This window comes from Allopusillimonas ginsengisoli (assembly GCF_004153455.1).
Classification (GTDB): domain Bacteria; phylum Pseudomonadota; class Gammaproteobacteria; order Burkholderiales; family Burkholderiaceae_B; genus Allopusillimonas; species Allopusillimonas ginsengisoli.
In genome coordinates this window covers 901,461-921,706 of sequence record NZ_SDQE01000001.1, presented here as the reverse complement: position 1 = coordinate 921,706, position 20,246 = coordinate 901,461, and the positions used below count along the sequence as shown (strand labels likewise).

Below are 20,246 nucleotides of genomic sequence, written 5' to 3'. Positions count from 1 at the left end.
ATCCCTGCCAAGGTCAGCGCGAGAAGCCCGGCATTTGCTCGCCGCTTGCCGGCCCCATCAGGTAATAACCCCAGGCGTTGCTGGCGGTGTTGCGTTTTTCCAGTGCCGCGCCTGGTAGTGGAATAACCGCATCCCGGCCCAGCGGTTTGACCAGGCGCGGTGTCACCACAATGACCAGTTCGCGTTCTTCCTGCGAGTACTGCATGCTGCGAAAGAAGGTGCCGATAATGGGAAGGTCACCTAAAAAGGGCACCTTGCTGACATTGGCAATCGTTTGGCGCGAGACCAGGCCGCTGATGACAAAGCTCTCGCCATCGCCAAGTTCGATCATGGTGTCCGAACGGCGTGTCCGTATCGCCGGCATCAGCGTCGTCTGGTCGCCGTTGATGACGGGAATGGCATTGGCGTAATCCAGCTCGCTCGCTTCGGGCGCCACTTTAAGCGCGATGCGGTTGGCGGACAGCACCGTTGGGGCCACGGTCAGGCCTATGCCGAAGGGTTTGTATTCAATGGTTTGCGTGCCCAGTCCGCCGGACTGCGGAACGGGGATCTCGCCGCCCGCCAGAAAGCTGGCGCTTTGGCCGGACATGGCCACCAGGGTAGGCTCGGCCAGAATGCGGCCCATGCCTGTGCTTTCGATCAAGGCCAGCGTTGCATTGAAGTCACTGGAGGTATAGCCCAGTGAAAAACCATTGCTGCCCAGCGGCGTCAACGATGAGGGAATCATGTTCAGGCCGGCACTGAAGCGGCCTGAGCCGCCGGCACCCCATCTGATCCCGACATCCTTCATGGCATTGCGCGACAGCTCGACCACCTTGACCTCGACCTGCACCATGCTGCCAGGGGCTGCGGTGGCGGCATTGACGGGGCGGTCATCGCCCAGCACCGTAATCCGCCATTGCTGTGGTGAAGCCTGGCCTTGGGCCCAGACTTGCACTTCAGTCGTGCCAGGCTGGTTGGCAAACAGCATGACGCCGCCATTGCGGCTACCGCTTCCCGACAGGATTTGCACATCGGCCACACCGGGGTCGCTGACGGCGACACGTGTGGCGTGCCCTGTGACGGGCAGCATACGCTGACCATGTAGAGGCAGCGTCAAGGTTTGTGTGACCGCATAGCTGGCCGCATGTGAGGATTGGGCAAACGCCGAGTTCACAGGCAGGGCGCAGAATGCCATACCGGCGGCGGCCAGGGCCAGTGTGATGTGTCGCCGTGCTGCAGTGATAGTTTTCATTATCCTGTACCGTGTTGCGTTGTCTTGCTGGGGATGTTGATCAGTAAGGCACTTGCTGCGATTTGCCCGCCCGAATCACCTCGATCGAGCGTGGCCGGGCCGGCGCGCTGGATCGCGTCTTGGTGACGGGTTTCTTTTTGGTTTCGTTGAGGTCGGCACCCGACACTTCGCTCAGGCTTTCGCCGGCATAGGCGCGGTTGTCGGCATCAGCAAGCAGAATGCGCTGTTCAGGGGTCAGATCCTTGCGGCCTTTCAGTAGCGGATCGCGTACGGGGAAGAGCGCCAGATCCGGCTGCGAGGCATCCTTGGGCGAGCGCAGGGCTAGCTGCAGCTTGCCACTGCGGACGGCCAGCAGCAGCTCGTTTACACGCTCAAGCGGTACCGCCAGCATGGCGCTGCTGGCTTTGGACTCACGAGGCGCCGAGCGGTTGTTGCCAATATCCTTGGAAGTGCCGGGCGGCGGGCCGTCCACCGAGTCCATGCCATAGGCCAGCACACGCAACTGCGGCAATAACAAACGAGATTGCGTGTTAGTGATTTCACTATCGTCGCCGCTGCTACTGCGATTCATCGTAAAGAAGACATCCACGGTATCGCCGGGCTGCACACGGTTAGAGGCGCCAGAAATCTCATCCACCGGAATACTGACAGCGCGCTCACCTTCTTTCAGATAGGTGGCCAGGCCTTGCATCAGCATGGCTTGCGTTACTGGCTCGCCGGCGGGTACATCAAAACGCAGATGCTTGCCGATCAGCTCATCCGCGCTGGCAAATGCCTGCGAGGGCGACACAGGCCACTGCACTATCTTGAAGTCATCGCTTGTGAGCTCCGCGCCCGCTGCAATATCTTTGGCTGCCATCACGACGGGATAGGTGATGACTGGCTCGGCCGGCTTGGTTGCCGCGGCAGGCTCGCTGGTGGCGACCACCGGCGGGGGCGGGGCAGGTTTGCTGGCGATGCGATAGGCCACAACACCCAGCGCCACGGCGATGATAACCAGCAAAGCAGCCAGGAATTTCAGCACGGGATTCATGAAACAGGACTCCGGGGTTTACATTATTTGGACGACGGCTGTCGAGGTCAGCTCGGTGCTTGAGGGTTTGTTTACTTGGTTGGCATTTGGGACAAGGCCTATAAGCTTGTCCATCATTTGCAGCAGAGGCCAACCCGACACATTTGCAGAAACTGCGATGGTGGCGCAGGTAGCACTGACGCACTGGGCTGTCGTTTGTGCACATGTGACATTAATGCTGTTGCTGGTTGCGTTGAGTAGCAGATCCTGTTCAGCGATCTTTTTGACGTGAATGCATGCGCTGTCTGCTGCTGCCGTTGGGTTGCTGAAGCTTTGGGCGACGGCATAGCGCCCGCCTTCTGCCGCCAGATAGGAAACCTTTTGTTGTGCCCAGAACAGCGCACCGTAGGAGACGATACCGAACAGAAACATCAGCACGATGACAATGGAGATGCCGAACTCTATGGCTGCAACGCCTTGCTGTCGGGCATCTTGATCTGCAGAAGGACGCTGCCAATAGGCGTTTCTCATGCTATTCACCTGTCGCGGCTGGTTGTTGCGACGCGATCTGCAGATTGGCTGTCGCGCTGGCTTGCAATACTGCAGGCACGATCAAACTAACAATGCTGCTGGGCCCAATCAGCGGGATCAGACGCCCTTGCTCGCTGTTGTAGTGATAACAAAGTGCGACGGTGATTTCGCCAGCTTCCAGGTCATCAGCCGCAGGCAACGCTGGGCAGACATCTGTTTTGCAGCTGGGGCCACCCTGATAGCAGCTCACAACCTTGAGTGCATCACCGTGACTCAGATCAACCAGCCATGAGGTGACGCTCGTTGCTTCGCTTTCAGCATTCGTAGCGCGGGCCGGAGTATCGGGTGCCCATTTCAATGCAGCGCGGGCGCCGTTTTCGGCGGCGCTATTCAATGATTGCTGGAGAGCAAAGATCAGCCCGTAGGTCAACACACCATACAGGACGACAAAGAATATAAAGAAAACGAAGGCGAACTCCACTGCGTAGGCGCCACGCTGGCCGGACACTTGTTTGTAGGCCCTCATGCTGGCAGTGGACTGCCGTAATCGCGAAACAACGCTCTCTTTCATCTAAATACCTAGCATAGACGGTAGCCACGGGCGAGGGTTAGAGAACAGCCATACGAGCCCTAACAGACAACCAATGGCGACATAAGCCGCATACGGAATTCCACGCCTGATATCAGGCGCTTGCCGCCAGATAGCATGAGCACCGGCCCATCCATTTAAAATCACCGCAGCCAGCGCATGTATTCCAGCCAAAAAACTGCCAATGATGATTGCGGAAAATAATGCAGCGGGGCCGAGGCAGAAACCCAACACGGCAATAAATTTCACGTCTCCTGCACCCATGGCGCGAAAACGCCACAGAGGGAAAAAAACGATTAATCCGATAAAAAGCCCCGAAAGTGCGTTACGCCAATTCGTGGTTAGATAAGTGGTTTGGGGCGGCCAATACACTTGCGCGAGAAGTACAAGTGCTTGTATTGCTAAAAGTGTGACAAGCGCCATATTAGGAATACGGCGATGCCGAAAATCACATGCAGCTATGATTACATTTAGAAGAATGAATATTGCAAACCAAGCCGAAGAGATCATAGATATTAATAGGGCTCATTAGGACGAAACCATGCGTGCGCAAATTAATGTAATGGTCTGACTGGCTTGGCTGCATCGGTTGTGTTGCGGTACTAGGGCATTAGCTGCCAGCTGTACCAACTTCTGTGGCTGTGCCCTCTAGTTTTGTTTGGATGGCTGTAAATAAGTCATCAAGCCCATCCGAGACTAGAGCTAGGCCTGCAATGACTACGACGGCCATCAACCCCGCAATCAGCCCATACTCAATCGCCGTTGCACCCTCTTCATCCTTCCAGAACTTGATAAGTAGTTCTTTCATGTCCATCCCCTTACAAATAAACATAAAACTAAATTATTGAAATACTGCTACGTTCGCACTAGCCCATCTGTAGTAGTTTTTCGACCATCCAACTACATGTCGTAACTGGATATGGCAATTCTACATATTTAGTATAGTTAGAGTTCAAATGAACTCAAATATATGTGGTTTTTAAAACACAATGTAACGATTTTGTTATTTGATTGGTGTAGAGACTAACCCTTATAAACACCTAATTTAGCCAATGGTACTAAGGTGTTAGGAGTATTTACCAATATTTTGTAGCAACTGGCGAACTGGTTTATCATCTGCGCCTAGTTGCCTGGCTTCGGTAAAAAGCCTCTCTTTGTGCGCTTTTGCGGCCGGCATATTGCTGTTATTTGTATTCAAGGCCGCCTGCGATGTCTTCTTTTTTTTGCCGCAAAATAAATACTATTTTCAATAATTTGCGTCATATGCCTTTATCTGTGGCAGGCCGAACTGCACTGCCGATGCGTGCCCTGTCAACGGGCGCGCTGGCTTGGGCAGTGGTCTATGCGCCTGTTTCGTTCGCAGATGGAATCGTGCGTGGCAATCCGCTGGATAGCCTACCCAAAATGGAGGTGCCAGCAGCGCGACAGCAGCCAGCGCCACAATTGCAGATGCGGCAGGCGGATGCGCAAGCTGAGGTTCAACGTCGTTTGCAACAAACCGTAACGCCAAGCCATTTCGAAGTGGCGGGAAATTCGGTGATTCCCATAGGCGATATTGCGCCGATACTGGAGCCGCTGGCAGGCAAGGCAATGACCGTGGCGCAGTTGGTGCAAGAGGTGAATAAGATCACGCTGCTGTATCAGTCGCGCGGTTATGCCCTGTCATTTGCGCTGTTGCAGAACCAGGATTTTTCCCAAGGCAATGTGCGTGTCACGGTGGTGGAAGGCCATGTGTCCGGGCTGCGCATTGAGGGCGACGTGGGCAACGCTGGCGAACGTCTGCAGGCGCTGGCTAAACCTGTTATTGAAGAAAAACCGCTTACCCGCAAGACGTTTGAACGTCAGTTGAATTTAATGCGTATGGTGCCTGGCGTTCGGTTCACCCCAACGCTGGATATGCCCAAACGCGCGGATGGCGCGACGGAATTTGTGCTTGACGCGACACGCCAGCGGTTTGGGTTGACGGCAGGGGTATCCGATATGGGTACGGGTATGCAGGGTATTGTCGGTATTACCGCCAACAGTCTCACGCCGCTGGGAGAGCAAACGCGTTTGACGGCGTCTGTGCCGCTGGAAAAGGGTGATGTGCAATATTTCGCTGGCAAGATGGCGATACCCGTGGGCAATAAAGGATTTGCGGTGGAGCTGGATGGTTACCATTATGAAGCCGAGCCGCAGGATGCCTTGCTGAAATCCCAGGGTTGGGACCGCGAAGTAGTGAATCACCGCATTGGGGTGGGCGTGAGCTATCCATTCATTCTCGACAACAAACGGATGCTCAAAGGATCGCTGGGGGTTTATGCGGCAGAAACCAATGATCAGTATCACCGCGAGCTGGACAACGCCTGGCTGCTGCAAAAGGCTAAGTTGCGGGTTGCCCGGGCGGAGTTACATTACCGCGATGTGGGCTTGATTCAATCGCGCGATATAAAGCTTGGGGTTTATAAGGGCGTGGACGGTATGGGTGCGTCCAAGAGTTTGACTAGTAACTATGCAACGTTTCAAGACCCTAACTACGATCTGGACTTTACCCGCTTTACCGCTGACATGAAGCAGACATTGAAGTTGCCCGCAGGTTTTGGGGCGACCCTGTCCGCCACGGGGCAGTACACGTCGAATATTCTGCCGAATATGGAGCAGGTATCGTTTGGTTCGTGGCGATATGGCCTGGGATATGAGCAGGGCGAGTTGGCTGGCGACAAAGGCTATGGCATGTCGATCGAAGTAAATCGTCGCATTCCCACAGGTTGGCGCTATCTTGCGGCAGTGCAGCCCTATGTGATGTTTGATCACGCGCGCGCTTGGTATAACGACAGTAATTTTTCATCGTATAACGATCGCAAATTGGCTTCGGCTGCGTTAGGGCTGCGCGTGACCGATGACCGCAATTACATTTTTGACTTCAATATGGCCAAGCCGGTGGGTGACAGACCCCTGAACGACGATAGCCGCGACTGGCGTTTCAATGCCAATTACTCCCTGATTTACGACGGTTTTTGAGCGCGTGCCTTGTTACGTAACGTTCTGGTTTAAATCCGCCCATTTGTAACTTTCGCAGATTTGATGTTTGTCGATATTTAGTATTAAACCGATTTGAGAGATATCGGTTTTCTCATACCTGATTGATTTTTAATGAGAAAACAAAAGCAGCGCGTGAGCGCTGCTTTTTTATTGGCTGCGAGTTTTATTGTTGGCCCGGTTTTTGCGTAGACAACTCCATGCGTTGACACACAAACACGACATTAGGAGAAGTCATGGAGACCACAACCAGGAAGCGCCGTCGGATATCGGCCAGAGCACTGCGGCTGGCCTTGCTTGCCAGCATATTCAGCAGCACGCTGGCATTGCATGGCTGCGGCGCCACCGGCAATGGCGTACTGACCCCGCCGACCGACCCAACTAACCCGACCGATCCGAACAATCCAGGTGGCCCGGGCGATCCAAACAATCCAGGCGATCCAAACAATCCAGGTGACCCGGGCGATCCAGGTGATCCAGGCGACCCAGGCGACCCAGGCGACCCAGGCGACCCAGGCGACCCAGGCGACCCAGGCGACCCAGGCGATCCAGGCGATCCAGGCGATCCAGGCGATCCAGGCGATCCAGGCGATCCAGGCGACCCAGGCGACCCAGGCGACCCAGGCGATCCAGGCGATCCAGGCGATCCAGGCGATCCAGGCGATCCAGGCGATCCAGGCGATCCAGGCGACCCAGGCGATCCAGGCGACCCAGGCGATCCAGGCGATCCAGGCGATCCAGGCGATCCAGGCGATCCAGGCGATCCAGGCGATCCAGGCGATCCAGGCGATCCAGGCGATCCAGGCGATCCAGGCGATCCAGGCGACCCAGGCGACCCAGGCGACCCAGGCGACCCAGGCGACCCAGGTGATCCAGGCGACCCAGGCGACCCAGGCGACCCAGGCGACCCAGGCGACCCAGGCGATCCAGGCGATCCAGGCGATCCAGGCGATCCAGGTGACCCAGGCAAGCCAGCGGGCGCGCTCGAAACGACGCTGGGTGGAACCGGGAATGCTGTGGACAACGTGCTGCCCATCAACGCCGGAGAAACACTGGGCAACGTCGGCAAGCAGGTCGATGGTATAGCGCAGCCGATAGTGGATACGGCTACGAATCTGACTCAAAAGGTTGGTGAAGCGACTGGCTTGGGCGCCCCGGTGGATGGTCTGTTGATCAAAGTCGGCGACGTGGTTGTTAATCTGGGCGACACGATTTCAGGTACGGGCTTGCCAGGCAATCTGAGCGAAGGCCTGGGCGGGTTGGTGTCCGGCCTGGGCACTACCGTGGCCAGCGTTGGCGGCGTGCTTAACGCCAGGGGCGGTGATGCCAACCCATTGGTGATTGTGCTGGGGAATGCAACCGGTGCCGTGGATACATTGACGGGCGCGTTGACTGACGAAGGCGGATTGCTGCAGCCGGTCAGCAGCTTGTTGACGCCGGTAACCGATCTGGTCAATGGCTTGACCGGTGGTCTGACAGGCGGAGAGGGCGGCGATGGTTTGTTGTCTCCGGTAACCAGTCTGGTGGGAGGCCTGACGGGCGGGGAAGGTAATGGCGGATTATTGTCGCCAGTTACTGATCTCGTCAGCGGCCTGACCGGAGGCCAAGCCGATGGCGGCTTGTTGTCGCCAGTCACTGATCTGGTCGCGGGCCTGACGGGTAATGAAGGCAATGGCGGACTGCTTTCACCGGTGACCAATCTGGTGGGAAGCCTGACGGGCGGCCAGGAGGGCGGCGGTCTGCTGTCGCCAGTGACCAACCTGGTTGGTGGCTTGACTGGAGGGCAGCAGGGCGGATTGTTGGCCCCGGTGACTGACCTGGTCAGTGGCTTGACCGGCGGTGCTGCCGGCGGCGACGGCGGTGGTGGTGGCCTGTTGGCACCGGTAACCGGTGTCGTGGGCGGGCTGACGGGAGGCTTGACCGGCAATACTGGCGGCGGAAGCGGCGGCAATGCGACCGGCGGCCTGCTGGCGCCAGTCACTGGGCTGTTGGGTAGTTTGACGGGCGGTGCTGCCGGGGGCGACAACGCCGGTGGTGGCTTGCTCGGCGGACTGCTCGGCGGGCGGCGTTAACTGAGTGCGAGCTATGTGGCGGTCTGAAAACAGCCTCCCGCTCAGTGTCCTGGCGCAAGACGGCAGTGCCGTCGCTGCGTCAGGCGCGCCCGGCGTGCCGGATGAAGCGATGTTGCGTGAACTTGCCATGGTGCTGAGTCGCAAACTGCCGCTTTATTATGAAGCTTCGCTGGCACGGCTGGCGGTCGAAGTCGATTTGCCGCAAGCCGACTTGCGGGCGCTGGCATTCGTAATGGAGTTTGGCTCATTGTCCACGGGGCATCTGGCCCAGCTGATTGGTATCAGCCACGGTGGCACGACGGCCATGATCGATCGCTTGGAATCCGGTGGTTTTCTGCAACGGGATCGCGATGAAAACGACCGTAGGGTGGTGGTCTTGCGCGCGGTTCCAGAGCGGTGCGAAGCCTTGCTGGAACCCGAGCTGTACGTGCTGGGCCGTTTGAGCAGTATTGCGCGACAGGTTGCCGCAGGCGATGTGGTAGACACCTACGATTTTTTGATGCGTTGCGCAGCCTTTTTCAAGAAAGACACGGCGAAATGGCTCGATGAAGGGCTCCCGGCCAGGTGAGCCCATACGGAGGCGCGTGTTGCGGTAGGTGCCAGTTTCGTTACGGAGCCTGCCTTCCCATTTGTAACATTCATAGGCCTAAAAATAGAAGACGTTGAACTTGGTGGTAATCCGGAGTCCTGTTCAAAGCTGGTCAATGCATTGATTTAAAAGCGGAATCAACAGATAAGCCGGAGACCGAGCGGGATGCTTGGCAATCCATTTTAAAGTTGGCATGCATATTGCTTTGATCTACATAACTCGAAGAAATCCGTCTCCGATATTTTCAGAACTTTCTGCCTTTAGGAGTGCGCTATGGGTGCCCAGAACAAAAATACCCTGACAAATCACCCATTCAGATTTGCATTGATGTCTGCGTTGGTCGCCAGTACGCTGGCGCTGGCCGGCTGTGGCGCAACGGGCAACGAGGTGCTGACACCACCAACCGATCCTGGGACAACAAATCCAATAGATCCTAATAAGCCCGGCGATCCCAATAATCCTGGTGATCCCAATAACCCCGGTGATCCCAATAACCCTGGTGATCCGAACACGCCAGCCGGTCAATCAGGCCCGCTGGAAACAACCCTGGGCAATACCGGAGACGCCGTTGACAAACTGCTGCCACTGGATTCCGGAAAGACGCTTGGCGATGTAGGCAAGCAGCTCGATACCGTCGTTGCTCCCGTCGCGGATACCGTTACCGATTTGACGCAGACAATAGGCGAGACCACCGGGCTGGCTGAGCCCATTGACGGATTGCTGGTTGAAGCGGGCGGAGTGGTCTCTGAGCTGGGCGATGCCGTTGCCAGTACCGGCCTTCCAGGAAATCTGGACAAAGGTGTAGGTGGGCTGGTAAGCGGCGTGGGCGACACGGTTGCAAACGTTGGCGGTCTGTTGCACACCCCTGCTGACGGCAGCGCTGCGTTAACCAATGTGCTGGATAGCGCCACCGGCGCGGTGGGTGGGTTGACCGGTGCGCTTGGCGGCGAAGGCGGTTTGCTGGAACCCGTCGTGAGTGTGTTGGGTGGGGTAACAGGTGGCGTGGGCGGCTCAGGCAGTTTGCTCGCTCCGGTGACTGACCTGCTGGCGGGGGTGACAGGGGGAGCGGGCGGCGATGCCGCGGGCGGGCCTCTTTCTCCAGTGACGGATTTATTAGGTGGGCTTACGGGTGATCTGGGCAGTGGTAACGGTGGCCTGCTTGCGCCAGTGACTGATCTGGTCAATGGGCTTACGGGTGGTCTCGCGGGCGGCAGTGAGGGTGGCTTGCTCACTCCGGTCACTGATCTGGTCGGCGGCCTGACGGGCGGCTCGTCCGGCACCAGCCAGGGTAACAATGGCCTGCTCGCCCCGGTGACAGATCTTGTCAGCAGCTTGACCGGTGGCAACGATGGCGCCAAAGGTGGCGGCTTGCTTGGTGGTCTGCTGAGTGGGCTTTGATAACAGAAAGAAGGGGTAATCATGACGCTGCAGCTCTTGACAGAATCCCCCAGTGCGCAAAGGGGGCGGTACCAGACGGTCCCTACTGCTCAGTCGGCGGATCATATGTTGGATGAGATGGCAATGGTGGTCAGTCGCCGGCTGTCGGTGTATACGGAGGCGCTGCTGTCCGCTCAGGCTGACGCAGTGCAGATGTCTCAGCAGGACTTGAGGGCGCTCGCGTTCATTATCGAGTTTGAATCGCTGTCGACGGGGCATCTCGGGCAGTTGATGGGTTTAAGCCATGGCGGTGCAACGTCATTGATCAATCGGCTCGAATCAGCGGGATTTATACAGCGGGACAGATGTGAACGTGACAGGCGGGTCGTCATGCTGCGTCCGGTGGCGGAACGCTGCGAACCTCTCATGCGTCCTGAGCCTTATGTCGTTAACCATATTACTGAATTAGCCCAGCGTTCCAGCGCGTCGGAACTCACGGGCATGTGCGATTTCCTTACGCGCTGTGTCAAGGTGCTTAGACAAGACACCTTGCAATGGCTGGCGACCAGGGAGCTGGTCAAGTAAACGCAGTTAGCCAAAGGATTTAGGGCAGGCCATGGGCCTGCTTTTTTTTATTGATCCTACGTTTCGTTACGTAACACCCCATCAGAAGCCGCCCCATTTGTAACATTCGCAAATTTGACGCTATGGCAAATATGAAAAATACACTGAATCAGTAAGAATGCTTGGATCGGTAATTAATTGATTTAAAACAAAATAATATCGAATCGGCGAGGGTTTTCAAGGGTGCCTGAATCGTTTTTCCACAAGTTGGCACAGATGTTGCTTTATCAAAACCACACAGGGCGTAAAACAAAAGTACATCTTGATTCAGGAGAATGAAATGAGCATCATCCAACGCAAAATCGGGCCGTCAACATTGCGGGCCTTCAAATTGACTGTGCTGGCTGGCATGTTGGCCGGGAGTCTGGCACTTGCAGGTTGCGGCGCGACGGGCTACGGTGAGCTTACGCCTCCGACCGATCCTACCAATCCAAATAATCCAAATAACCCTAACGACCCCAATAACCCCAATAATCCCAATAATCCGGATGATCCTAATAACCCGAATAATCCGGATGATCCGAACAACCCGAACAACCCGGACGATCCCAATAATCCGAACAATCCGGACGATCCCAATAATCCGAATAACCCCGACGATCCGAATAATCCGTCGGGTCAGGCCGGACCATTGGAAACAACATTGGGCAATACGGGGCAGGTCGTGGACAATGTGCTGCCCGTGGGTGTGTCCGACACGCTCGGTAATCTAGGCGGGCAGCTGGATAACGTCGTTGAGCCCGTCATAGGCACAGTAACGGGGTTGACACAGCAAGTGGGCGCAACAACTGGCTTGGGCGTGCCCGTCGATGGTCTGCTGGTTCAGGTGGGTGGCACCGTGTCGAATCTGGGCCAGACGATTTCCGGCGTTGGTCTGCCTGGCGGTCTGGGTGTAGGCGTGGGCGGTCTGGTGGATGGGCTGGGCAATTCAGTCGCCAGCCTTGGCGGTCTGCTCAATGCGCCTGCCGATGGCAGCAACCCGCTGACAAACGTCCTGGACAATGCGACGGGTGCGCTGGGTAGCCTGACGCTGGCACTGGGCGCCGATGGCGGCCTGCTGCAGCCATTGACGGACGTTCTCGGTGGCGCCCTTGGGGGCGGCAATGGCGACAACGCGGCACCGGTTCTGGAGCCAACACTGGCAAACGCTGGCCAGGCTGTCGATAATGTGCTGCCAGTCGGCTTGTCCGAGCCGCTGGGTGGCGTCGGCAACACCCTCGACGGTATTGTTTCTCCCATCGCCACCACGCTGACAGGCACAACTCAGCAAATCGGTGACGGCCTCGGTGTCGGCGAACCCGTCAACAATCTCTTGACCAGCATCGGCACTTCGCTCGGTGGTGTGGGTGGCGATGCGCCACTAGGCTTGGGAGCCGTTGCGGCAGATCTCGGCAATACGCTGATCAATGCCGGCGGCCTGGTGCACGGCAATGCCGCCAACCCTCTGGGTGCAACATTGACCAGCGCGAGCAGCGTCTTGACAGACCTGACTCAGGGCTTGGGCGGTGACGGTTTATTGGCGCCGGTGACGGGTTTGCTGGGTGGCGCAACGGGCGGCGGTGACGCCGGTGGCCTGCTGGCCCCGGTGACTGGCTTGCTGGGCGGCGTGACAGGCGGCGCGACAGGTGGCCAAGCCGGTGGTCTCTTGGCTCCCGTGACCGGTCTGCTGGGTAGTGTGACGGGCGGTGCAACGGGCGGCGACAATGCAGGTGGCTTGTTGGCCCCTGTGACTGGGCTGCTGGGTGGTGTGACGGGCGGTGCAACGGGCGGCGATAATACAGGCGGCTTGTTGGCCCCTGTAACCGGGCTGCTGGGTGGTGTGACAGGTGGTGCTGCGGACGGCGGCAAGGCTGGCGGCGTGCTGGCACCTGTCACCGGCCTGGTGGGCGGCTTGACGGGCGGCGCAACCGGCGGCTCCGGTAACGGCGGCGCAGCGGGTGGGCTGCTTGCTCCCGTCACCGGTTTGCTCGGCAGCGTGACCGGCGGCGATAGCGCAGGTGGCTCAAACGGTGGCTTGCTGGGCGGCCTGCTGGGTGGCCGTCGTTAAATTCCTGCAGCAAGTCTGGTGAATGAGGGGGGCCAGAGGCCCCCCCAATCGCTTAACCTGCTGCCAACAGCACGAACAACCCCGCGCCGGCCAGAAACGGCCCGAAGGGATAGGCGCCTGTCGGGCGCAACGTGCGTTGGTGCCACATACTGAACAGTACCCCTGCCAGGCTGGCCAAAAAGAGGACGATCAGCAGGTTGTAGGCGCCACACCAGGCGCCCAGCGCAGCAGCTAGTTTGAAGTCTCCCTGCCCCATGCCGTCTACTTGTCTGATCAGCCGGAACATCCAGGTCAGCAGCCAAAGAAACCCAAAACCCAGCGCGGCGCCAAGAATGGCCGAGTACAGTACCAGATGCGTAGTCGGCCATGCGGCGACCAGCAGCCCCGCCGCCAGCAGCGGGTAGTTCAGGGCGTCTGGCAGCAGGCCGGTACGCCAGTCGATCAGGGCAAGGCTGCACAGCACAAAAGCCGCAAATGACAGCGCCAGGAAGTACAGCGACCAGCCATGCTGCAAGCACGCCCAGAAAAGTACGGCAGCGAGGATAAGCGCACTGGGTGCAGCGGCGCGGGCCGATTGGCGCAGCGACGCCTTGAATGCCTGCTTTAAGGTCGCGGCATCGGCGGGATGCCCATTGGCCAAAGCCTGCTCGTAAGCCTGCGCCAGACGTGCGCTCCAGACGCCGAGCAGCACGCCCAGCAGGGCGGCCATCGCAGCAGGAAATACATCGGTTGTGTCGAAAGTGCCCGAAAACATGCGCGGTCAGAAGTCCGCAGCCTGCCAGTCGCCACTTTTGCCGCCGGTCTTGGATCTTAGCCTTATCTGGTCGATCACAATGCCTTTGTCGGCAGCCTTGCACATATCGTAAATTGTCAACGCAGCGATGCTGCAGGCCGTCATGGCCTCCATCTCGACGCCGGTCTTGTAGTCGCTGCGACACGTGGCGAGCACCGTGATGCTGTGGGACTGCGGATCGGTTTCGAAATCAATGCCGACATAGCTGAGCGGCAGGCTGTGACACATAGGGATCAGATCGGCACAGCGCTTGGCTGCAAGAATGCCCGCGATGCGCGCGGTGTTCAGCACTTCGCCCTTTGCATTTTTGCTGGCCGACAGCAGTTCGAAGGCGGCTGCCCCCATGCGGACGCGGCCTTGCGCAATGGCCGTGCGCTGCGTAGAAGGCTTGTCGCCCACGTCGACCATGCTGGCTTTGCCGGCATCGTCCAGGTGGGTAAGCCGGGGCGCGTCAGACGCTGTATTGATGGGCGAAGCGGGAGAGGAGGAAACAGTTGTCATAGGTTGCTCTGGCTGGCGGCCCGATCAGGCCGATGAAACGCGAAAAGTAATGTGGCCTATCATATACGCAATCAAGGAGCCCGCCCTGAGGTGGGGGCGCCAAAATCGTCCTTGGCTCATGAGGCTGCCATCGTGGCAGCCGTGGTTTTGTACGCGGGCCCCTTCCTCGTCGTATCATTATGCTTGCCGCGCTGTGTTCTGTGCTGCGGTCAATCAATTCTTGCATGCGGAGTAAATCATGGCTATCAAAATCGGCGATCGCATTCCAGACGGTACGCTGGGCGAATTCATCGAAACGGCAACCGACACATGTGCGGTAGGCCCCAATAATTTCCAGGTCGCCGATCTGGTCAAAGGCAAGAAGATCGCGCTGTTTGCGGTGCCAGGCGCGTTTACGCCCACCTGCTCGCAAAAGCATTTGCCAGGCTATATCGAACTGGCTGAACAGCTCAAGGCCAAAGGCGTGGACGAAATCTGGTGTGTTGCCGTCAACGACCCCTTCGTGATGGGTGCCTGGGGCCGCGATCAGGGCGTGGCGGGTCGTGTGCGCATGCTGGCAGATGGCAGTGCGGCGTGGACCAGCGCGCTTGGCCTTGAACTGGATCTTACCGGTCGCGGCATGGGCGTTCGGTCGCAGCGTTATTCCGCCTTGCTTGATGACGGTGTGGTCAAGCAGCTCAATGTCGAGGCGGGCGGCCAGTTTGAAGTCAGCGACGCCCAGACGATGATCAATCAGTTGGGCTAAGATTTTTCCTCTTTCTATGATTCACGGCGGCGGCGCGAAGGCGTGGCGGCCGTCAGGCGTATGGCAGGCTGTGCGGATGCAGGCCTGCCTAGTCGTCTCGATTTCACATGCTTTCTCGCTTAAAAGTTGAACAGGCCCCGGTATTCCCATGGTGCAGATGATTGCCTCGTTTTTTTCTCTTTATGTGGCGACGCTGTTGCTGCTCATTGGGTCCGGCCTGTTCAACACCTACATGGGCCTGCGCCTGACAGCCGAGCATGTTTCAGAGCTATGGGTCGGGGGCCTGATTGCCGTGTACTACCTGGGCCTGGTGTTCGGGGCGCGGATGGGCCACAGAGTCATTATGCGCGTGGGCCACATCCGCGCCTACGCGGCGACGGCGGCTATTGTCACGATCACGATTCTTGTGCTGGCTCTGGTGGACAATCTCTGGATCTGGCTCGGGTTCAGGTTTGTGGCCGGCATCGCCATGGTCACGCAGTTCGTCGTCCTGGAAAGCTGGCTCAATGAGCAGACCGAAAACAGTCAGCGCGGGCGGGTCTTTGCTTTTTATATGGTGTGCTCCAGCTGCGGCACCGTGCTGGGTCAGCTCTCGCTGACACTTTTTACCAACCTGAATTACGAACCGCTTATTTTTGCGGCCATGTGTTCGGCCTTGTGCCTGGTGCCCGTTGCCCTGACGCGCCGCCTGCATCCGGCGCTGCAGATGCCGGCGCCTATTCATGCCCGTTACTACTTCGCTCGGGTTCCCTTGTCCTTGCTGGTGCTTTTCGTTGCCGGCATCCTGACTGGCGCATTCTATGGCCTGGCGCCCGTTTACGCCTTGAAGCAGGGGCTGGATAACAGCCAGGTCGCCGTGTTTCTTGCTGCCGGCGTCGCAGCGGGGCTGTTGGCGCAGTGGCCGTTGGGCTGGCTGGCCGACCGCGTCAATCGCGCAGGCATGATACGCATGAGCGCGCTGGTGCTGGTGCTCGTTGCCGTTCCCTTGTGGGGGTGGTGGTCGTTCCCCTATTGGGCGCTGGTCATTTTTTCCTGCTTGCTGGGCGCCTTGCAGTTCACGCTGTATCCGCTGGGCGCCGCCTTCGCCAACGACAACATTGATCCGGAGCGCCGTGTTGGCCTGAGTGCGATTCTGTACATGATTTATGGGTTGGGCGCATGTGTCGGACCGCTGGTGGCTGGTTTGTTGATGCGCGAATTCGGCACCTCCATGTATTTTGTTTTTCTTTCCGTTTGCGCACTGGTATTGGTCGGGTTTGTGCGGCCGCAGCGGGTGACAGGCGCCCACCTCAGCCAGGATGCGCCCACACAGTTTGTGCCCATGTCCGACAGCCTGCAGTCCTCCAACGTGGTGGCCAATCTCGATCCTCGCGTCGATGTCGGGAGCGATGTGTCGTTCGTTACGCCCGAAGAGGAGGGCGGCGCACCGCATGTGGATTCGTCCCAGGCGGTGCCCTTCCCGCCGGAGGGGGAGCCTGCTGCTGCCGAAGGTGCGGGGCAGCCTGAATCAGCGCGGAATGAGTATGACGATAGCGCCGATGGCGAGGGCGACGCCGAGGGCATTAACAAGCGATAGTTTTTCGCGGAAAATGCCTGCACCGATCAGCGTGCCGAGCGAGATCACACCGATATTCATGGCAGAGAAAACCAGCGTCGGATTGTCCGGAAACACTTGATGCGCGCGTATATAAAAATAGATATTGCCAAAATTCAGCAGCCCCAGTACGAGGCCGGCAACGATATTGCGCCGTTGCCAGTTCACGCGACGAATAATCAGATAAAGAAAAATGATCATGCCGGCCAGCACGAAGGCGGCGAACAGGCTGCTGGAAAACGCAGCGCCAGCCTTGGCCAGTTGCTTGAACAGAATATCGATCGTGCCGTAGCCTACCCAGACGGCAAGCAGTAGCCCTGCTGTCTTGAGTGTTTCGCCGGGTACGGCGCTGCTGTCGCGCTTGCGCATCAGCAGGCAGACCAGCGCCACGAGCGCCATGGCGATGCCCGCCAGCTTGCTGGCGGAAGCCTGTTCGTTGAACAGCAGAAACGAGGCCATCAGCGGGATAAAGAGCGAGAGTCGCTGGGCGGCATCGCTGAGCACAATCCCCGCATGGCGTACAGCACCTGCCATGGCCAGGAAAATCGTGGGTAACAGGACACCAAGCAGGGCCAGTATCCACCAGGGTGTCGCTGGCGCGAGCAAGGATGCCGGCTGCGGACGCAGCACCAGCAGACACAGCAGCGCAGCGATCACATAGTTGACGGCGATAGCCTGGTCTATCTGGAGATTGCGCCGCCGCGCAATCTTGAGCAGCACCGACACCGCAACGCTGCAGGCAATGCTGATAAAAAGAATAATCATGCCGCGAGAATAGTAGTCGTGGTTATCAGGCTGTCACCGACCGCGCCTGTGATCGTGCCGGGGCAGCTTCGTCGAGCGGCATTTTTGCGGAGGGTGCGCCAACCGGCACCAGTCCCAGGCGCTCGAACAGCGCACGGTCCCGCTCTACCTGGGGATTGGCGGTCGTCAGCAATTGGTCGCCGTAGAAGATGGAGTTGGCACCCGCCATAAAGCACAAGGCTTGCAGCGTATCGTCCATTTGTTCCCGGCCGGCCGACAGGCGCACCACAGTGCGTGGCATGGTGATGCGTGCCACGGCGATCGTGCGGACGAACTCGAAAGGATCGATGTCTTCCTCGCCGGCCAGCGGCGTGCCTGGCACCTTGACCAGATTGTTAATGGGTACGGATTCAGGGTAGGGCGCCATGTTGGCGAGCTCGACAATCAGCCCGGCGCGGTCGCGGCGCGATTCGCCCATGCCGACGATGCCGCCGCAGCACACATTGATGCCAGCATTGCGCACACGCTGCAGGGTATTCAGACGATCCTGGTAGCTGCGGGTGGTGATGATGCTGCGGTAGTACTCGGGCGAGGTGTCCAGGTTATGGTTGTAGTAATCGAGCCCTGCGTCGCGCAATTGTTCAGCCTGGCCTTCCTTGAGCATGCCCAGCGTGACACAGGTTTCGAGCCCCATGGCCTTGACGGCGCTGACCAGCTCGGCCACTGCGTCAACTTGTCTTGCCGTGGGCGAACGCCACGCCGCACCCATGCAAAAACGCTGCGCGCCATTTTCCTTGGCCTTGCGGGCGGCCTCGAGAACCTCTTGCACAGGCAAAAGCGCCTCTTTGGGAACATCTGTGTCGTAACGGGAAGATTGGGGGCAGTAGGCGCAATCCTCTGGGCAGGCGCCGGTTTTGATGGACAGAAGGCTGGACAACTGCACGGCGTTGGCTTGGTGGTGCTTGCGATGCTCGGTTTGCGCGCGAAAAAGCAAGTCCATCAAGGGCAGCTGATAGAGCTGGATGACATCTTCTACAGCCCATTGGTTTGATGCATGCTGCGTCTGGGGAATCGAGGATGACGAGGGGGCGCCAGAGGGGCGGCGCATGATGCTGACCACTTCCATTTCATACTCCATAAAACATGGCTGTGTATGTTAGAAGCGGGGTCAGGCGCGGGCAAGTCTCAAAAAAACATTAAAATTGCCTAAGTTGCTTCTAAAATCCGTTAATGTTGTGATTAATCGAGTTGTTGGCGGAACGTGCCGGCAAAATCCGACAACCTGCGCAGGGCTGCATTGTGTATCTATATGTAACTTCAAATCTTCCAGACTAGTCTCGGCACAGCGTCACGCCCGGCAAACACCCATGCCAATTGCCCATAGGCGCTGGCCAGTGCGCTGGCTTGGCTGGGGTGAATACCAAGCAGGATCACGGTAGGTTCTGTGGTGTCGTCCATGATGAGGGCGGACGCGTTGGCCCGGGCATGCTCATGCCCTCTTTGGGGCGGTCCATTGACAGCCGCGGCGTTGTACCCGGTGAACATCGGGAGCCCCAGCGTGCGGGCCTCGTCCGTCAGTGCTTCCTGGGCCGCGCGATTGGTTGCGGCGTTCCTGTGTTGAGCGCCCGGGTTGAAGGCGGTAAGAATCGCCATGGTTTGCGCCCCGCAGACCTGCATGAGGTCATGCAAGGCAGGACTCTCGCACCCGATCGATAAAGTGATTTGACCGGAAGGCGCATCAATCACGTACCGGGCCGTGGCAAAAGCATGCACGATGGCGTCGGGCACAGAAGAGGGCGGCCCGGCACTCATCGTGGCTGACTACCCAAAAATGCGGCGGGATCGACGCGGGCCCCGTGCATTACAAACCGAAAGCTTCGCCTTTCTGCACGACCATTTCCGCCTGTTTGACGACGGGTGCGTCTACCATCCTGCCCTCAAAGGTGCAGGCTGATCGGCCTTTGGCTTCTTCTTCTTTGAACGCGGCAATGAGTGCGCGAGCCCGGGCCACGGCCTGCGGCGTGGGCGCATAGGCGGCATTGGCAATGGCGACTTGCGCCGGGTGTATGCAGAAAGCGCCTTCGAAACCCAGCGCGGCGCCACGCTCGACAGTCTGCCTGAATGCCTCGCGGTCGGCAAAATCCGCCACCGAGCCCACAAATCCTATCGGCGCGATGCCGGCACGGCGACACGCCGCAACCGCCATGACATTCGGGATGTAAAGCGTGTCGGCAGACACTTGCATTTGCATGGAGACGGCCAAGTCTTCGGCGCCTATGGTCATGCCGCAAAGCCTGGGATGCGCCGCGGCAATGTCGTCCATATTGCGCAACCCTTCGGCATCTTCCACCATGGCGATCAGCCGTGTCGAGCCATGCGCCAGGCCTTGCTCTCGCTCCAGTTCGTCGATGATTTCCACGACCCCCAGCAGAAAACCCGCATTGGAGACTTTGGGCAGGGTAATCGCCTTGACGTGCTCGCCCACGCAGGCTTCAAGATCGCGCACCAGCAGACGCCAGGGTCGGTTGACACGTACGATCACATCCTTGCCTTGTTCACTGCATTGTCTGGCGACGTCGGCAATGCGTTCGCGCGCTTGCGCTTTCAGCTCGAGCGCGACGCTGTCCTCAAGATCGAGTTGAATGGCGTCGCAAGGTTGGCGCAATGCGCTCTGAATGAAACGGTCGTTGATCGCCGGCACAAACAGCATGGAGCGCCAGGCAAATGCGGTAGACATAATAGAGTCCTCGGTGAATGGTAGGCGTGGATTCTCGCC

Annotated in this window: 22 protein-coding genes; 9 read left to right on the top strand and 13 right to left on the bottom strand. The window is 58.4% G+C overall.

The genetic code is table 11. The annotated features are described in order from the left end of the window. Positions 1 to 13: 13 nt before the first annotated feature. The 6 genes from ERE07_RS04575 to ERE07_RS04550 all read right to left on the bottom strand — a co-directional run bounded on the left by ERE07_RS04575 (position 14) and on the right by ERE07_RS04550 (position 4,174). Positions 14 to 1,177 carry a type II and III secretion system protein family protein gene (locus ERE07_RS04575; protein WP_130007711.1) on the bottom strand — a complete coding sequence of 388 codons (1,164 nt, stop codon included), beginning with the start codon at positions 1,175 to 1,177 and terminating at the stop codon, positions 14 to 16. Positions 1,178 to 1,274: 97 nt separating this feature from the next. Beyond that, on the bottom strand, positions 1,275 to 2,267 hold the full coding sequence (gene cpaB, locus ERE07_RS04570) for a Flp pilus assembly protein CpaB (RefSeq protein ID WP_130007593.1): 993 nt from the start codon (positions 2,265 to 2,267) through the stop codon (positions 1,275 to 1,277). Positions 2,268 to 2,285: 18 nt separating this feature from the next. Then, positions 2,286 to 2,777 (bottom strand): TadE/TadG family type IV pilus assembly protein, encoded by a 492-nt coding sequence (locus tag ERE07_RS04565; RefSeq protein WP_130007592.1) that lies wholly within the window; start codon positions 2,775 to 2,777, stop codon positions 2,286 to 2,288. A 1-nt stretch (position 2,778) separates the two neighbouring features. After that, positions 2,779 to 3,258, bottom strand: a complete 480-nt coding sequence (locus ERE07_RS04560; protein ID WP_245153410.1) for a TadE/TadG family type IV pilus assembly protein — start codon at positions 3,256 to 3,258, stop codon at positions 2,779 to 2,781. A gap of 90 nt (positions 3,259 to 3,348) precedes the next feature. Continuing rightward, entirely contained in the window at positions 3,349 to 3,876 is a 528-nt protein-coding gene (locus ERE07_RS04555; protein ID WP_130007591.1) for an A24 family peptidase, read from the bottom strand. A 100-nt stretch (positions 3,877 to 3,976) separates the two neighbouring features. Beyond that, positions 3,977 to 4,174: a Flp family type IVb pilin gene (locus ERE07_RS04550; RefSeq protein ID WP_130007590.1), complete on the bottom strand. Its 198-nt coding sequence runs from the start codon at positions 4,172 to 4,174 to the stop codon at positions 3,977 to 3,979. A 491-nt stretch (positions 4,175 to 4,665) separates the two neighbouring features. Between ERE07_RS04550 and ERE07_RS04545 the strand changes: the two genes are divergently transcribed. Continuing rightward, positions 4,666 to 6,366, top strand: coding sequence for a ShlB/FhaC/HecB family hemolysin secretion/activation protein (locus ERE07_RS04545; RefSeq protein ID WP_130007589.1), 1,701 nt, complete (start codon positions 4,666 to 4,668; stop codon positions 6,364 to 6,366). A gap of 184 nt (positions 6,367 to 6,550) precedes the next feature. Here the strand turns inward: ERE07_RS04545 and ERE07_RS21980 are convergent, their stop codons facing one another. Continuing rightward, on the bottom strand, positions 6,551 to 6,814 hold the full coding sequence (locus ERE07_RS21980) for a hypothetical protein (protein WP_245153409.1): 264 nt from the start codon (positions 6,812 to 6,814) through the stop codon (positions 6,551 to 6,553). Positions 6,815 to 6,837: 23 nt separating this feature from the next. On the opposite strand from ERE07_RS21980, the gene ERE07_RS21975 reads away from it, so the two are divergent. The 6 genes from ERE07_RS21975 (at position 6,838) to ERE07_RS04510 (ending at position 13,093) form a co-directional block, all read left to right on the top strand. Further along, positions 6,838 to 7,470, top strand: coding sequence for a hypothetical protein (locus ERE07_RS21975; protein WP_245153407.1), 633 nt, complete (start codon positions 6,838 to 6,840; stop codon positions 7,468 to 7,470). Next, positions 7,401 to 8,456, top strand: coding sequence for a collagen-like triple helix repeat-containing protein (locus ERE07_RS21970; protein ID WP_245153405.1), 1,056 nt, complete (start codon positions 7,401 to 7,403; stop codon positions 8,454 to 8,456). The genes ERE07_RS21975 and ERE07_RS21970 overlap by 70 nt, the downstream gene beginning before the upstream one ends. Positions 8,457 to 8,469: 13 nt before the next feature. Continuing rightward, a complete protein-coding gene (locus ERE07_RS04525) occupies positions 8,470 to 9,024 on the top strand; it encodes a MarR family winged helix-turn-helix transcriptional regulator (RefSeq protein ID WP_130007588.1) in 555 nt (184 codons plus the stop codon). Positions 9,025 to 9,318: 294 nt separating this feature from the next. Then, a complete protein-coding gene (locus ERE07_RS04520; protein WP_130007587.1) occupies positions 9,319 to 10,443 on the top strand; it encodes a collagen-like triple helix repeat-containing protein in 1,125 nt (374 codons plus the stop codon). A 123-nt stretch (positions 10,444 to 10,566) separates the two neighbouring features. Beyond that, positions 10,567 to 11,007: a MarR family winged helix-turn-helix transcriptional regulator gene (locus ERE07_RS04515; RefSeq protein ID WP_167670722.1), complete on the top strand. Its 441-nt coding sequence runs from the start codon at positions 10,567 to 10,569 to the stop codon at positions 11,005 to 11,007. Positions 11,008 to 11,326: 319 nt separating this feature from the next. Next, on the top strand, positions 11,327 to 13,093 hold the full coding sequence (locus ERE07_RS04510) for a collagen-like triple helix repeat-containing protein (protein ID WP_245153403.1): 1,767 nt from the start codon (positions 11,327 to 11,329) through the stop codon (positions 13,091 to 13,093). A 52-nt stretch (positions 13,094 to 13,145) separates the two neighbouring features. Here ERE07_RS04510 and ERE07_RS04505 read toward each other — a convergent pair whose 3' ends face one another. Together ERE07_RS04505 and moaC are read right to left on the bottom strand one after the other, a co-directional pair. Beyond that, complete coding sequence (locus ERE07_RS04505; RefSeq protein WP_130007584.1) at positions 13,146 to 13,847, bottom strand: prepilin peptidase; 702 nt, start codon at positions 13,845 to 13,847, stop codon at positions 13,146 to 13,148. A gap of 6 nt (positions 13,848 to 13,853) precedes the next feature. Continuing rightward, on the bottom strand, positions 13,854 to 14,387 hold the full coding sequence (gene moaC / locus ERE07_RS04500) for a cyclic pyranopterin monophosphate synthase MoaC (RefSeq protein WP_130007582.1): 534 nt from the start codon (positions 14,385 to 14,387) through the stop codon (positions 13,854 to 13,856). Between the two features lie 238 nt (positions 14,388 to 14,625). On the opposite strand from moaC, the gene ERE07_RS04495 reads away from it, so the two are divergent. After that, positions 14,626 to 15,132, top strand: coding sequence for a peroxiredoxin (locus tag ERE07_RS04495; protein ID WP_130007581.1), 507 nt, complete (start codon positions 14,626 to 14,628; stop codon positions 15,130 to 15,132). Between the two features lie 148 nt (positions 15,133 to 15,280). Next, on the top strand, positions 15,281 to 16,708 hold the full coding sequence (locus ERE07_RS04490) for an MFS transporter (protein ID WP_130007580.1): 1,428 nt from the start codon (positions 15,281 to 15,283) through the stop codon (positions 16,706 to 16,708). On the opposite strand, the gene ERE07_RS04485 is transcribed toward ERE07_RS04490, so the two are convergent. The 4 genes from ERE07_RS04485 to ERE07_RS04470 all read right to left on the bottom strand — a co-directional run bounded on the left by ERE07_RS04485 (position 16,640) and on the right by ERE07_RS04470 (position 20,207). Continuing rightward, complete coding sequence (locus ERE07_RS04485; protein ID WP_130007579.1) at positions 16,640 to 17,491, bottom strand: DMT family transporter; 852 nt, start codon at positions 17,489 to 17,491, stop codon at positions 16,640 to 16,642. The two genes, ERE07_RS04490 and ERE07_RS04485, sit on opposite strands and share 69 nt — an antisense overlap. Before the next feature lie 25 nt (positions 17,492 to 17,516). Next, complete coding sequence (bioB, locus tag ERE07_RS04480; RefSeq protein ID WP_130007577.1) at positions 17,517 to 18,596, bottom strand: biotin synthase BioB; 1,080 nt, start codon at positions 18,594 to 18,596, stop codon at positions 17,517 to 17,519. A 191-nt stretch (positions 18,597 to 18,787) separates the two neighbouring features. Continuing rightward, a complete protein-coding gene (locus ERE07_RS04475) occupies positions 18,788 to 19,282 on the bottom strand; it encodes a DUF3293 domain-containing protein (RefSeq protein ID WP_130007576.1) in 495 nt (164 codons plus the stop codon). A 49-nt stretch (positions 19,283 to 19,331) separates the two neighbouring features. Next, entirely contained in the window at positions 19,332 to 20,207 is an 876-nt protein-coding gene (locus tag ERE07_RS04470) for an HpcH/HpaI aldolase/citrate lyase family protein (protein ID WP_167670721.1), read from the bottom strand. Positions 20,208 to 20,246: the final 39 nt, after the last annotated feature.